The organism is Flavobacterium sp. T50_26, assembly GCF_057652995.1.
In genome coordinates, this window is the sequence record NZ_JBYFCC010000009.1 from 85,973 (window position 1) to 100,590 (window position 14,618).

At 33.2% G+C, this 14,618-nt stretch carries 15 protein-coding genes; 4 read left to right on the forward strand and 11 right to left on the reverse strand.

Features of this window, described 5'->3' with window-relative positions; all coding sequences use genetic code 11:
- Together fbaA and tamL are read right to left on the reverse strand one after the other, a co-directional pair.
- Entirely contained in the window at positions 1-1,068 is a 1,068-nt protein-coding gene (gene fbaA / locus AC23MC_RS07075; RefSeq protein ID WP_487567702.1) for a class II fructose-bisphosphate aldolase, read from the reverse strand.
- A gap of 117 nt (positions 1,069-1,185) precedes the next feature.
- Entirely contained in the window at positions 1,186-3,741 is a 2,556-nt protein-coding gene (gene tamL / locus AC23MC_RS07080; protein ID WP_487567703.1) for a translocation and assembly module lipoprotein TamL, read from the reverse strand.
- 36 nt (positions 3,742-3,777) lie between these two features.
- Here tamL and AC23MC_RS07085 point away from each other — a divergent pair, with 36 nt between their 5' ends.
- The gene (locus AC23MC_RS07085) at positions 3,778-4,515 is read left to right on the forward strand and encodes a TrmH family RNA methyltransferase (protein ID WP_487567704.1); all 738 of its coding nucleotides are present in this window, start codon (positions 3,778-3,780) and stop codon (positions 4,513-4,515) included.
- On the opposite strand, the gene porT is transcribed toward AC23MC_RS07085, so the two are convergent.
- Positions 4,502-5,203 (reverse strand): type IX secretion/gliding motility protein PorT/SprT, encoded by a 702-nt coding sequence (porT, locus tag AC23MC_RS07090; protein WP_487567705.1) that lies wholly within the window; start codon positions 5,201-5,203, stop codon positions 4,502-4,504. The two genes, AC23MC_RS07085 and porT, sit on opposite strands and share 14 nt — an antisense overlap.
- A 1-nt stretch (position 5,204) precedes the next feature.
- Complete coding sequence (gene ubiE, locus AC23MC_RS07095; RefSeq protein WP_487567706.1) at positions 5,205-5,936, reverse strand: bifunctional demethylmenaquinone methyltransferase/2-methoxy-6-polyprenyl-1,4-benzoquinol methylase UbiE; 732 nt, start codon at positions 5,934-5,936, stop codon at positions 5,205-5,207.
- 196 nt (positions 5,937-6,132) lie between these two features.
- On the opposite strand from ubiE, the gene AC23MC_RS07100 reads away from it, so the two are divergent.
- Positions 6,133-6,450, forward strand: a complete 318-nt coding sequence (locus AC23MC_RS07100; protein ID WP_487570639.1) for a hypothetical protein — start codon at positions 6,133-6,135, stop codon at positions 6,448-6,450.
- A 52-nt stretch (positions 6,451-6,502) separates the two neighbouring features.
- On the opposite strand, the gene AC23MC_RS07105 is transcribed toward AC23MC_RS07100, so the two are convergent.
- Together AC23MC_RS07105 and AC23MC_RS07110 are read right to left on the reverse strand one after the other, a co-directional pair.
- Complete coding sequence (locus AC23MC_RS07105; RefSeq protein WP_487567708.1) at positions 6,503-6,985, reverse strand: dihydrofolate reductase; 483 nt, start codon at positions 6,983-6,985, stop codon at positions 6,503-6,505.
- 2 nt (positions 6,986-6,987) lie between these two features.
- Positions 6,988-7,338: a 2TM domain-containing protein gene (locus AC23MC_RS07110; protein ID WP_487567709.1), complete on the reverse strand. Its 351-nt coding sequence runs from the start codon at positions 7,336-7,338 to the stop codon at positions 6,988-6,990.
- 242 nt (positions 7,339-7,580) lie between these two features.
- Here AC23MC_RS07110 and AC23MC_RS07115 point away from each other — a divergent pair, with 242 nt between their 5' ends.
- Positions 7,581-7,877 (forward strand): isoamylase early set domain-containing protein, encoded by a 297-nt coding sequence (locus AC23MC_RS07115; protein WP_026711043.1) that lies wholly within the window; start codon positions 7,581-7,583, stop codon positions 7,875-7,877.
- A gap of 53 nt (positions 7,878-7,930) precedes the next feature.
- Here the strand turns inward: AC23MC_RS07115 and AC23MC_RS07120 are convergent, their stop codons facing one another.
- From AC23MC_RS07120 to AC23MC_RS07140, 5 genes are all read right to left on the reverse strand, one after another.
- Positions 7,931-8,755, reverse strand: a complete 825-nt coding sequence (locus AC23MC_RS07120) for a thymidylate synthase (RefSeq protein WP_487567710.1) — start codon at positions 8,753-8,755, stop codon at positions 7,931-7,933.
- Between the two features lie 347 nt (positions 8,756-9,102).
- Positions 9,103-10,761 carry a NupC/NupG family nucleoside CNT transporter gene (locus AC23MC_RS07125; RefSeq protein WP_487567711.1) on the reverse strand — a complete coding sequence of 553 codons (1,659 nt, stop codon included), beginning with the start codon at positions 10,759-10,761 and terminating at the stop codon, positions 9,103-9,105.
- 26 nt (positions 10,762-10,787) lie between these two features.
- Entirely contained in the window at positions 10,788-11,411 is a 624-nt protein-coding gene (locus AC23MC_RS07130) for a bifunctional nuclease family protein (RefSeq protein ID WP_487567712.1), read from the reverse strand.
- Between the two features lie 128 nt (positions 11,412-11,539).
- Complete coding sequence (locus AC23MC_RS07135; RefSeq protein ID WP_487567713.1) at positions 11,540-12,508, reverse strand: electron transfer flavoprotein subunit alpha/FixB family protein; 969 nt, start codon at positions 12,506-12,508, stop codon at positions 11,540-11,542.
- 73 nt (positions 12,509-12,581) lie between these two features.
- Entirely contained in the window at positions 12,582-13,328 is a 747-nt protein-coding gene (locus AC23MC_RS07140; RefSeq protein ID WP_487567714.1) for an electron transfer flavoprotein subunit beta/FixA family protein, read from the reverse strand.
- 261 nt (positions 13,329-13,589) lie between these two features.
- On the opposite strand from AC23MC_RS07140, the gene AC23MC_RS07145 reads away from it, so the two are divergent.
- Entirely contained in the window at positions 13,590-14,567 is a 978-nt protein-coding gene (locus AC23MC_RS07145; RefSeq protein WP_487567715.1) for a pyruvate dehydrogenase complex E1 component subunit beta, read from the forward strand.
- Positions 14,568-14,618 lie beyond the last annotated feature (51 nt).

A 14,618-nucleotide genomic window follows, 5' to 3' on the forward strand; every position in this document is an offset into this window, starting at 1 on the left:
TTATAAAGTGTTTACGTTGTTCAAATCAGCAAACGCTTGTTCTAATCTTGTGTTGAATGTAACTTCACCTTCGCGAATCCATTTTCTTGGATCGTAATGTTTTTTGTTTGGAGAATCTGCTCCGTCCGGGCTTCCGATTTGCGTTTTTAAGTAATCAATTTTATTGACCATATAATCACGAATTCCTTCTGTGAAAGCAAATTGTAAATCAGTATCAATATTCATTTTGATTACACCATAAGAAATAGCTTCTCTAATTTCTTCTATAGTAGAACCTGATCCACCGTGAAATACAAAATCAATCGGATTTGAATCAGTGTTGAATTTTTTCTGAACAAATTCCTGCGAATTTTTCAAAATAATCGGCGTTAATTTTACATTTCCGGGTTTATAAACGCCGTGCACATTTCCAAAAGCGGCTGCTATGGTGAATTTCGGACTCACTTTCATTAATTCTTCATAAGCATAAGCTACTTCTTCCGGTTGAGTGTATAATTTTGAGCTGTCAACATCCGAATTATCAACACCATCTTCTTCACCACCGGTTACACCTAATTCAATTTCTAACGTCATTCCCATTTTACTCATTCGAGCTAAATATTCTTTACAAATATGAATATTTTCCTCGATAGGTTCTTCAGATAAATCAATCATATGCGAAGAAAACAACGGTTTTCCTGTTTCTGCAAAATGTTTTTCAGATGCATCCAACAGACCATCAATCCAAGGCAATAAATTTTTTGCACAGTGGTCTGTATGAAGAATCACTGTTGCTCCGTATGCTTCCGCTAAAGTATGAATGTGTTTTGCACCTGCAATTCCACCTAAAATGGCCGCACGTTGCCCTTCGTTTGAAAGACCTTTTCCTGCATTATACGATGCTCCTCCGTTTGAAAATTGAATAATCACAGGAGCGTTTAATTTTGCTGCTGTTTCTAAAACGCCATTGATTGTGCTTGATCCGATAACATTTACAGCCGGTAAAGCAAATCCTTTTTCTTTAGCATAGTTAAAAATTTCTTGAACTTGATCTCCGGTTGCTACACCCGGTTTTATGTTGTGTGCCATTTTGCTTATATATTAGTTAAGAGAACAAAAATAAGAATTAATCGAGTGAACAAAAAATAAATAACTATAAAATCGATGCGTTTACGGTTAGATTTATCTAAAAATTACGATAACGTTTTAGAAAGGATAATTAATTCCCACATTAAACACTGTGTTGCTGAAATTATATTCTCTAAACCATCTTTTGCCAACTTCATGAGCTGGGTTATAGGTTTTAAATCCAAAATCGAAGCGGGCAACCACAAATCCAAAATCATATCTAATTCCGAAACCGGAACCTACGGCAATATCTTTCAACGATTCTAATCTGTCAAAAACAAAATCTTCATCTTCCACATTATCCAAAACGTTCCAAATGTTTCCGGCATCAACAAATAGTGCACCTCTCAATTTTCCGAACATTTTAAAACGAAATTCAGCATTCACCAAGATTTTCATATTGGCTTCGTTAAAATCATTTCTTGCTCCACTGCTTCCGGGTCCAAGGCCATAGGGTCGCCAAGCTCTGTTGTCGTTTGAACCTCCTCCAAAATAACTTCGTGAAAACGGAATACTATTTGAATTTCCGTACGGAATTGCAATTCCAAAAAATGTTCTGGTTGCAAAAACCATGTTGTTTCTTAGGTCAAAATGTTTAATGTATTCAAATTCGGCTTTTACATATTGTGAAAACTCGATGTCAAAAAATGTTTTATTACCATTTGGTCCTAATGGTTGATTGGAAGCATCTGCAATGAGTGATAATATATTTCCTGCGGTTTCTAATTTTGTTCGAAGCACATAGAAATTATTGTCTAACAGGTTTGTTTTTGTTGTTTTAGAAAAACTATAGCTTGAGGCAATAATAAGGTTGTTCTCTGTTAATCTGTTTCTTCTCTCGTTTATGCTTCGTATGGTATTAAAGTCCGATAAAGTTGGAACTATAGAAGGGTTAGTGTCTAAAACTTCATTTATAAAGCCGTTTGTTCCGAAAGGAATAGTTAAGTCGCCGTTTTGGTCTAAATAGATTTCATCAACATCATAATTATTGGCTATATCGTTTAAAGCACCGTAGGAGGAACGATAGACATTAAAATAATTATTTCCATTGATGTTTTTAATGTATTGAATGTTGAACAAATCAAAGCGAACAGCATTGTATCGTTTTGGAGTCCAATTGTAGGTTAGAGATCCGGTAAAATTTTCTTTATCCAAACCAATATTTTCCTGTTTGGCAAAACCCAAACTAATTTGAGTGGAAGGAATCATCTCTTTTGGAATAATTTTACTTGTTTTTACAGGAAAAAATACTCTTGGAAAATTAAGTCGCATATCGGCACCATATTCAGAAATATTGAAAAAAGTGTTATCAGGATTCGCTAAATCTTGAGAAGAACCGATGTTTCCTCTTCCTCCAATTTCCAAGGTTTCGGCACCATTAAAAATATTCCGGATAGTAAAAGAAGCATTCCCAGCTAAACCAAAATCTTGAATATTTGAATGTAAAGCATCAAATGAAGCACCAAAACTGTATTTTTTTCTGGGGCTAAGATAAATATTAGCAATCAATGAGCTGGCTAAACTATCTCTCGGATCTATCTCGTATTGAATTGATGGATAGGTAAATACCCTAAAATTATTGAGCGAACGAGAAGTTAGGTTGTTTCTAAAATCGGCATATGTTCCTCCTTTGCTAATAAAAACCGCATCTGTTATTGCTTTTGGGCGGTATTTCAATTTGTCGATACTGTAAAGATTATAGTTGTTATAAACCACACTATCGGCAATTTTTACTTTGTTTTTAGACGATGGATTATCAGTGTAAATATTAACTTCACTTATTTTATAAATTTTAAATGGTGTTGTGGCTAGTGTATCACCATCGCGATAGGAATAATCACTAATCAATAAATCTACATTTGCTTTGTTGCCTGTTTTAATCGTGTCAACATCAAAATTGATATAATTCTGTTGAAAATTATATACTCCATTGTTTCTAAAATAATTAGTAAGTCTATTTCTTTCTTCTTCAAAATTGTCTGATTTGTATTGTTGACCGGTTTTAATGACAGACAATTGTGCAGTTCTTTGATAAAGCGAATCTAAAACCGGGGAGCTTATTTTACGATTAATAGAATCTAGAATATAAGGGTTTCCTAGGGTTACAGTATATTTTGTAGCAGCTTTTTTTACACCTATTGTATCAGTAGTTGCAGTAGCGTTTACTTTGAAATAGCCTTCGTTAAAATAATGGGCCTTAAGTTTTGTAATAGATTTTTTTGTTTTTGCCTCATCTAAAATCACAGGAGCTTCACCAGTACTCTTTAAAAAATTGTGAATGCCAGAATACCAAAAAGATTCTCCTAAACGATACACTTGTTTTGATGATAAAATTTTTGATGTTCTATTGAATCGAATAGAATCTTTGATAAATTTTTCGGCGAATAGTGAATCATGATTAGGTTTTGCCCAGTTATAAACATACAGACTTAAAGGTAAATTCAAGAATCTTGTATTGGTTTTTTGAGTTATTAATTCAGTGATATCATCACTTTTAACTTTTTTTCCATCAACAATAATATCCGACTTTGCGAGTAGGTTTTTGCCTTCCGGGACTCTTTTTACAGAATCACAGGCATAAAAAAACAGTGCAATTAAAATTATAAATGATATTTTTGCAGAACTCTTTTTCAATTGAATTAGAAATTTAGTTCAAAAGTACATTATTTTATGGTTAGTAAAAACCAAATTAAACGAATTACCGGATTGCATCAAAAAAAGTTTAGAAATGAACAACAACTTTTTATTGCAGAAGGGTTTAAAGTGATTCAGGAATTGTTTCATTCGCATTACGAAATTTTGGAATTTTATTCTACAGATGCTACTTTACAATTGAACAAAGAAGTTAGACCAGAGATTATTTCAGAATCGGATTTAAAAAAAATAAGTTGTTTAATAACGCCTAATACTTGTTTAGCGGTTTTTAAAATTTCACCATCAAAACCAATAAAATACGAAGGTTTGACTTTGGTTTTAGATGATATTCGAGATCCGGGAAATTTGGGAACAATAATCCGTTTATGCGATTGGTTCGGAATTGAGCAATTAATTTGTTCCGAAGAAACAGCAGATGTTTATAATCCAAAAGTAATTCAAGCAACAATGGGCTCAATTGGTAGAGTTAATGTGGTTTATACTTCTTTGGAAAGTTTTTTAAAGAAAACAGATCAACCCATTTATGGTGCTTTTATGGATGGCGAAGTTGTGTATGAAGCTGAATTGCCTCCCAATGCAGTTTTGATTATGGGAAATGAAGCCAATGGAGTTAGTGCAACTGTTGAAGCCTTGATTCAGAAAAAAATCAGCATTCCTCGTTTTGGAAATTTACAAAAAACAGAAAGCCTGAATGTGGCTACTGCAACCGCTATTTTGTTAAGTGAATTTCGGAGAAATCTTAGTGGAAAGTAAAATTCACAAAGAAACCTCTTGTTGACATAGAACTAACCGATGAAGTCCACGGACTGTTTGGATCATTGTCACGAATTAATTCATCGTTTAATCCAAACACACCTCTAATTGATGGAGAAAATTTGAAGTACTCTAAATAAATATCGATTCCAAAACCAACTTCGTAGAAATTACTCCATTGCGTCATTCTAAAACGATTATTAGAATTATCGTCTTGAGCTTTTGAATTACTTGATAAATTGAGTGAAGTTGAAACGCCACCAACCAAATAAGGTCTAATATTTCCCAAACGTTGCGATGAAAATTTCAACAATAAAGGAAAATGAATATAAGTTGATTTTACTTCCCGCATTGCATCAAATTGATTTTCAAAATTTGGGAAAGTTAAATTTCGTTGAGTGTAATATAAACCTGGTTCAAATCGTAGGTTTATATTTTGATGCAAACGCAAATCGCCAACCAAACCAACATTAAAACCGGTTGTGGATTCAGATAAAATTTCTTCTGTATCAATGTTTTGATCAATTTTAAAATCATATGAATTAAATCCCAAAAAGTAACCCCAATGCACGCGTTGTTTGTCAAAATTTTCAAGATGAATAATCGGGTCTTTACCGAAAATTCCGCTAAACTGGGCATTAGTTTGGATGCTTATAAAAAAGATTATGGCTAAAAATACTGTTCTCATTTTATTTTTTTGATGCTGAATAAATAGTTGCAACACCAAATGTTTGAGGCATTGCTACTACGTCTATAAACCCAACTTTTCTCAAAATATTGTTTAAAGCTTCTCCATATGGAAAAACTGAAGCTGATTCAGATAAATAGGAGTAGGCAGAATTGTCTTTGGAAAATAGCTTTCCAATAAGTGGTAAAATGTTTTTGGTATAAAAATAATAGCCTTGTTTAAACGGAAATTTTTTTGGTACTGAAGTTTCTAAAATAACAAATATTCCATTTGGTTTTAAAACACGAAGAATTTCTGCTAATCCTTTTTCTAAGGTTTCAAAATTTCTAACGCCAAAAGCAACTGTGATTGCGTCAAAACTATTATCTTCAAAAGGAATGTTTTCAGAATCACCCAAAACCATTTCAATTTTATTTGAGAGTTTTTTTTGTTCAATTTTTTTTCTTCCCACATCAAGCATTCCGGCAGAAATGTCTAAACCAACAATTTTATTAGCGTTTGTTTTTGTCATCAAAATAGCTAAATCGCCTGTTCCTGTGGCAATATCAAGAATTGTATCCGGGTTTTTTGAAGAAACCATTGCCAAAACCTTTTTACGCCATTTCACATCGGTGCCAAAAGAAATTACACGATTTAATCCGTCGTAATTGCCCGAAATGTTATCAAACATTTGAGCAACTTGTTCTTTTTTACCTAATGAGGAGTCTTTATAGGGTGTAACAGATTTTGACATAAATAAATTTTAGGCAAATATAAACTATTCTGTAATCATGGCAATAATTGAATGATTTAATTTGTTTAGCATTTTTAGTGAAAAAATAAACAAAAACTCACTGTTTCTAGTGATATAAAAAAAATCACTAGAAGTGGGTATTGTGTATGTGTTTGATAATGTGCAATTTTACCACATGAATCAAATGTTAAACATCATGTTATCAAGAATTGTTAAGGCTGAACTAAGATGGATACTATTGGCACTAGTTATCACATTTTTTCTTGTTAGCAGTATCGACAGTGTTGCTTTAATTAGCAGTTCTGAAGTTGGGGTGCCACAAACGTTCTTAGGGTTAAATTTGTTTTTGGAAATTTTAGTTTTTTTCGCTTTTAGTACCTTTGTGGTATTTGGTATTAAAGGCTTCTTTGAGATGTATTCTCAAAGGTTTGCCAATGTCGTAATCTTCATTTCTGGAGTATTTTTGGCAGTGGTGATTTTTATATTAAGTTATCAGATACTGATGCTTGAATAGGCCAATTCATACATGATACATTGATTCTAAACATCCCGAAAGGGATGTTTTTTTATTTACGAATGTAAGTTTGATAAGTAAAGTCAACTGCATGTTTTTCATCTTTTGGATGATATTCTTCCTCAACTAATTGCCAATTATCCGGTTTTATTTCAGGAAAATAAGTATCAGCATCAAAGGAGTCGTGCACACGTGTTAGTTCTATAACATCAGCATATTCTAAGGATTGTTTGTAAATTTCACCACCACCAATGATAAAAGCATCTTCGTCTTCGGGAACAAATTCGAGAGCTTTTTCAATACTATCAACAACAATACAATGTTGAGGTTGAAAATTTTTTTGTCTAGTAATTATAATGTGAGTTCTATTGGGAAGTAGTTTAGGAAAACTTTCAAATGTTTTTCTTCCCATGATAATATGATGACCGGATGTAAGCTCTTTAAAACGTTTAAAATCGTCCGGCAAGTGCCAAACTAAATCATTGTTTTTGCCCAATGCATTGTTTTCTGCTGCAGCAGCAATCATAATAATCATATTTATATTTCTTTTTTAGAATTTATTTCGTTTTCTACTTTTTGTTCCAATTGCTTGATTCGTTGTTCTTGTTTGGCCATTAAACGATCAATTTGTTCTCTCTCCCATTCCTTATTCATAAATCGGTCGGTTATGTATACTTTAATAAAATGAAGAATAAATAGAAAAAACCAGATGGTTACAGCCCATAAATACCAACCTTCAAAAGGTTGAATGTCAAAAATTTTTTCGATTAAGAAAAAAAACAAACTACCGATTAAAAACAAAACAAAATGATAGTACAATCTTTTTTTCTGTTTAATTCTTCTCCGAGCATATTCGTATTTTTCGTGTTGCTCTGTATTTAGGTCCATATAGTTTATTATTTTTTGGTCTTGAAAGGTATTATTTTTTTGAAATATAAAAAAATGAATTTACGTATAATGAAATACGAAACCGTTTTCCTGTTTATTAATTGCAAATGAACGAGTTATAAATTAGTAATTTAACTATTTTTTTGTAATGTTTTTATTAATATGGTAAAAATTAAGCTAACTCTTTGATTTTCATTATTCTATTTGTTTCTTTGTGGCATAATTCTAAAAATTAGATAGTTATGGCAATCAAGAAACAATTTATAAAAACAAAACCTGTTTGTAAAGTTACATTTTCAATTGAAGCAAAAGAAGCTACTACTGCAGCTGTTGTTGGTGATTTTAACAATTGGAATCCAAAAGAAGGTGAATTAAGCAAATTGAAAAACGGAACATTTAAAGCTACGTTTGAATTACCTGCTTCAAATTCATACGAATTCCGTTATTTAGTTGATGGAGAATTCGTAAACGATGACCAAGCTGATGCTTACAAATGGAATGATTTTGCGGCTGCGGAGAATAGCGTTGTGGCTGTATAATCAATTTTACAGAAAAATTTAATCCGTTTGATTTTTGTCAAACGGATTTTTTTTTAAACAGCTACAGCACCTTTAATATGTGGATGAGGATCATATCCTTCCAACGTAAAATCATCAAAAGTAAAGTCGAAAATGGATTTAATTTCCGGGTTCAAAATCATTTTTGGTAAAGGTTTTGGCTCACGGGAAAGTTGTAATTCCAATTGTTCAATATGGTTATTGTAAATATGAGCATCACCAAAAGTGTGAATGAATTCTCCAGGTTGTAAATCGCAAACTTGAGCAATCATCAACGTGAATAATGCATACGAAGCGATGTTAAACGGCACACCTAAAAATATATCGGCACTTCGTTGATACAATTGACAGCTCAATTTTCCATCAGCAACATAAAATTGAAAAAAAGCGTGACAGGGTGGAAGTGCCGCTTTTCCATTCGCTACATTTTCTGAAAATGATTTGGAAGTGTCGGGTAAAACAGAAGGATTCCAAGCGGAAACCAACATTCTCCGACTATTTGGGTTCTTCTTTAAGGTTTCGATTAATTCTGTAATTTGATCGATTTCTTCGCTGTTCCAATTTCGCCATTGATGACCGTAAACCGGCCCTAAATCACCGTTTTCATCGGCCCAATCATCCCAAATTTTTACACCGTTTTCTTTTAAATAACTAATATTTGTTTCGCCTTTGATGAACCAAAGCAATTCGTGTATAATCGATTTTAAGTGTAGTTTTTTGGTAGTAACCATCGGAAAACCATCGCTTAAATCAAAACGCATTTGGTAACCAAAAACACTAATTGTTCCGGTTCCGGTTCGGTCACCTTTTTGTGATCCGTTTTCTAAAACGTGTTTAACAAGGTCGTGGTATTGTTTCATTTTTTTCTTATTCTGTAATTATTAAATGTTTTGACTAAACTTGTTTCATATATGATAACAAGTGTTGGAATACTAATAATTGCTGTTGAAATGATTATAAAATTCTCCAAAACAAAGAATAATATAACACTTAAAAATAATCCAATGCAAAATCCAATTATCAAGAGGGTTTTTGATACTTTACCAAAAATATCATTTATATGAGTTTTTTCTTTTCTCAAACAACCAGTACAAGTTGTGTGTTTAAAATCACCATGTTGCATTTGATATGTTCCTCTATCGCTTTCGCTTATAGAAATTTTATTTTCATGCTTGCAATGGTTACAAATAAAATGATGCGTCATAATTTATCCTATAATCATCCCCGCAATAGTAGCCGACAATAAAGAAGCTATACTTCCTCCAATTACTGCTTTTAAGCCAAATTCTGAAAGTGTTTTGCGTTGTCCGGGAGCCAATGACCCAATTCCGCCAATTTGAATTCCGATCGAAGCAAAATTAGCAAAACCACATAACATGTAGGTTGCCATAATTACTGATTTGTCATAGGTAAAATGGATTGCATTGGCTGCATTTTTTAATTCAGCTAGTTGAATATATCCCACAAATTCAGAAGCAGCTAATTTGATACCTAATAATTGACCCATCAACATTACATCTTCTTGAGCAACGCCAATTAGCCACATTAAGGGTGCAAAGACAATTCCTAAAATGGTTTCTAATGAAAATTTGGAATAGGGTGTGTTTGCAGCAATAACTTCATTTAATCCAGTTAAACTTCCGATTTTGCCCAGTCCGTAATTAATCATCGCAATAAAAGCAATAAAAACCAATAACATTGCTGCAACATTGGCGGCTAATTTCAAACCTTCTGTTGTTCCTGTAGCAATGGCATCGAGAATATTTGAACCGATTTTATCTTTCGAAACTTCTACATTGGTATCTATGGATTCTGTCTGAGGATACAATATTTTAGAAACAACAATAGCTCCGGGAGCTGCCATTACTGATGCTGCAAGTAAATGTTTAGCAAATTCCAATCGTAAAGCAGGATCATTTCCTCCTAGAAAACCTATGTAAGCTGCTAAAACTCCTCCGGCTACAGTGGCCATTCCGCCGACCATAACCAAAAGGATTTCACTTTTATTCATTTTTTCCAAATAGGCTTTAATCATTAGTGGAGCTTCTGTTTGTCCCAAAAAAATATTACCTGCAACTGATAAACTTTCTGCTCCAGAAATATTTAATATTTTGGTTAAAAGCATCGCTAAACCTTTTACAACAATTTGAATTATTCCTAAATAAAATAATAACGAAGTTAATGCAGAAAAGAAAATAATAGTTGGTAATACCTGAAATAAAAAGATGAAGCCGAAGTTGTCAACATTCATCATTCCGCCTAATAAAAATTCGCTTCCGGCTCTTGTAAAGTCTAATACTTTTACGAATAATCCACCAACAAATTCAAATATGTTTTTTACAAAAGTAACTTTTAGAACTCCGATTGCTAATATCAATTGTGCAAAAATTCCAATCCCAACCGTTTTCCAATTAATAGCTTTTCGATTAGCACTAAAAACATAAGCTAAAGCCAAAAGTGATAGCATTCCTAAAACTCCTTTCCATAAACTCGTCATCGAAAAACCTTCACTGGCAATAAGTTTGGCTTGATTTTGAACGGGTTTTATTTTATTGGATGAGAAAAATGAATACGCTTTATCCTTTGATTTCAATGTCAAAAGGGAATCTGATTTTGAAGTAATGGTAAATCGTTTGGTTGGTGCATCAGAACCATTTTCAAACAAAAAAAGAAAATTATCTTGAACTAAATAATCTCCTTTTTGAGTGAGACTGTCAGAACTGATTTTGAGTTCATAACCGCCTTCTTTTAATTCTAAATAATCTGTTTTGGATGAACTTAATTGCCATTTTTTTTCAAGTTCTTGTGCACTTAAACCAACTGAAAACAGCACAGTTAAAGCAAGTAAAAATAATTTTTTATACATTTTATAAGGTATAGGTGATGGATTATTTAGGATTCTTTTTTTGAAATTTCGTCTCTAATCTTAGCCGCTTTTTCGTAATCTTCGTTTTGCACCGCTTCGTTTAACAATTCATATAATTCTTGAACACTTTTTCCGCTGTAACTGTCTTTTGGTGTGGTTTCTTCAGCACCAAAGGTTTCGGGCGTGCTCAAAACACCATCGTTATCTTCGTTTGCATTTTCAGGTTCCATTGTATTGCCTTTTAGATAAACTCCGGCTTTGTCCAAAATATTTTTGTAAGTAAAAATAGGAGCATTAAAACGCAAAGCCAATGCAATAGCATCGGATGTTCTGGCATCGATAATTTCTTCAATTTTGTCACGTTCACAAATGATACTCGAATAAAAAACCCCATCCACTAATTTATGAATAATCACTTGTTTGACTACAATATCAAATCGGTCGGCAAAATTTTTAAACAAATCGTGGGTAAGTGGGCGAGGGGGTTTTATTTCTTTTTCCAACGCAATGGCAATGGATTGAGCTTCAAAAGCACCGATGACAATGGGTAATTTTCGCTCTCCATCTACTTCATTTAGAATCAATGCGTAGGCACCGTTTTGGGTTTGACTGTAAGAAATTCCTTTTATGGCTAGTTTAACAAGACTCATATTGTGATGTTATAATGCTCTAAAAATAAGGCATTTATGCTTAATTAGTAATAAAAAAATGGACTATCCAAACAAAGATACAACTATCTCAATTTAGATAGCCCAATGAGGGCACAATTTATAAAAAATTATGAATTTTGAGCTTTAAATTCTTTTAATTTTTGAGTCAATTTAGGAACAATCTCAAAAGCATCACCAACTACACCATAATCGGCTACTTTAAAGAAAGGAGCTTCGGGGTCAGAATTGATAACTACTTTTACTTTAGACGAGTTGATTCCGGCAATATGCTGAATTGCTCCTGAAATTCCAATCGCAATGTATAAATTCGTTGCAACAGGTTTTCCGGTTTGTCCAACGTGCTCACTGTGAGGTCTCCAGCCTAAATCGGACACCGGTTTTGAACAAGCCGTTGCAGCACCTAGAACAGCCGCTAAATCTTCAACTAATCCCCAGTTTTCAGGACCTTTTAATCCGCGACCACCTGAGACTACAACTTCTGCATCGGCAATCGTAACTTTTCCGGTTACTTTTTCTACGTTTTCAACTTTTACATTAAAATCAGCATCGTTTAAACTTGGAGAAAAATCTTCGGTTGATAAAGTTGAAGTACTTTCAACCAAACCATACGAGTTTTTAGCCAAACCTAACACTTTTACATCAGTTGAAATTTCTGTGATATTAAAAGCTTTATTTGAAAAAGCATTTCTTTTTACTTGAAATGGCGAAGTGCTCAAAGGCAATCCAACCACATTAGATGTGTAACCTGCTTCTAATCCAACCGCAACCAACGGAGCAAGATAAATGCTGTCTGTTGTTGATGGAAGTACAATCACTTTTGCACCTTCTTTTTGAGCCGCTTGTTTGATCACATCAGCGAATGCTTTTGCATTAAAAGGCGACAATTTATCATTGCTTACTTTTAATACTTTATCTACTCCATATTTTGATAATTCTGAAACATCAGCTGTATTTACCGTTACGGCAGTTACCGTTGTTCCTAATGATTCTGCTACTTTTTTTGCATAGGAAGCTAATTCGAAAGCAACTTTCTTAAATTTTCCTTCAGCCGATTCTGCATATATTAATAATGACATAATTTTTTGTTTAAAAGTTTAATAATGGTTTAAGAGTTTAAGTGTCTGAACACTAAAAACTGAACACTGTTCACTAGATAACTTTAGCTTCGTTGTGTAACAAGCTCACTAATTCATCCAAATTTTCAGCACTTACTAATTTTACAGCTGATTTTGGAGCCGGTTTTTCAAATTTTACTGCTTTCGTGCTATTATTTGCATCAATTGGTTCCAAAACCGTTAATGCTTTTGTACGAGCGGTCATAATTCCTCTCATATTTGGAATGCGTAAATCTTTTTCTTCCACTAATCCTTTTTGACCACCTATTACCAATGGTAAAGATGCCGAACTAGTTTCTTTTCCCCCATCAATTTCTCTGATTACTTTGGCTGTTGAACCATCCACTTTTAAATCAATACAAGAACTAATAAAATTATAACCCAATAAACCTGCTATCATTCCAGGAACCATTCCACCATTATAATCCAATGATTCTTTTCCACAAATTACTAAATCATATTGACCTTGCTTAATTACTTCGGCTAATTGTTTGGCTACAAAAAATCCGTCGGTTGGTTTGGCATTTATTCTGATGGCTTCATTTGCACCAATTGCTAATGCTTTTCTCAAAGTTGGTTCCGTATCAGGTCCGCCCACATTTACAACAGTAACATTGGCTCCTTGTTGCTCTTGAAACCAAATTGCTCTTGTTAAACCAAATTCATCATTCGGATTGATAACAAACTGAACACCATTCGTGTCAAATTCAGAATCGCCGTTTGTAAAATTAATTTTTGAAGTAGTATCAGGTACGTGACTGATGCAAACTAATATTTTCATATAATAGATTTAGATTATTTTTCGGTTACGAAATTACGAATTATTTTTCAAATTTTAGTATGCGTGCATAATATTTTTTCAGTATTATATCGTTTTCGTAAGTAATATTATTGATTTTAGAATTTTTTGCAATTTTTTTTTGCAATTTATATTTAGAAAAACAGTTACTGTTGCGAATTATTTTAGCGATAAATTATGCATTAAAGTAATTTAAAATATTTATTTTTGCCTTTCGATAAAAAGACTTAAGAAATTAGAAATATGAGAACAATTCAATTCAGAGAAGCAATTTGTGAGGCCATGAGCGAAGAAATGCGTCGTGACGAAAGCATTTATTTAATGGGTGAAGAAGTGGCAGAATACAACGGAGCCTACAAAGCTTCAAAAGGAATGTTAGATGAATTTGGACCAAAACGTGTAATCGATACGCCAATTGCCGAACTTGGATTTGCAGGAATTGCAGTAGGTTCAGCCATGAACGGATGTCGTCCGATTGTAGAATTTATGACCTTCAACTTCTCGTTGGTTGGAATTGATCAAATTATAAACAACGCAGCAAAAATGCGTCAAATGTCGGCCGGGCAATTTCCTATGCCGATGGTTTTTCGTGGTCCAACTGCTTCTGCCGGACAATTAGGGGCAACTCATTCTCAAGCTTTTGAAAATTGGTTTGCAAATACACCGGGTTTAAAAGTAGTAGTTCCATCAAATGCGTATGATGCAAAAGGTTTATTAAAAGCTGCCATTCGTGACAATGATCCTGTTATTTTTATGGAATCTGAACAAATGTATGGTGACAAAATGGAAGTTCCTGAAGGAGAATATACCATTCCACTTGGTGTAGCAGATATTAAAAGAGAAGGTTCTGATGTAACGATTGTTTCTTTCGGAAAAATTATCAAAGAAGCTTTTGCAGCTGCTGATGAATTGGCTAAAGAAGGAATTTCGTGTGAAATCATCGATTTAAGAACCGTTCGTCCGATGGATTATGATGCCATTTTAAAATCAGTTAAAAAAACAAATCGTTTAGTAGTTTTAGAAGAGGCTTGGCCATTTGCCAGTGTTGCATCAGAAATTACGTATATGGTTCAAGAAAGAGCTTTTGATTATTTAGATGCTCCAATTCAACGTATTACAACAGCGGATACTCCGGCACCTTATTCTCCTACCTTATTAAAAGAGTGGTTGCCAAATTCAAATGATGTAGTAAAAGCAGTTAAAAAAGTTTTATACAAATAATCAAATTATCCACTATATTTGAAACTTCATCAATCCAATTTTTGATGAAGT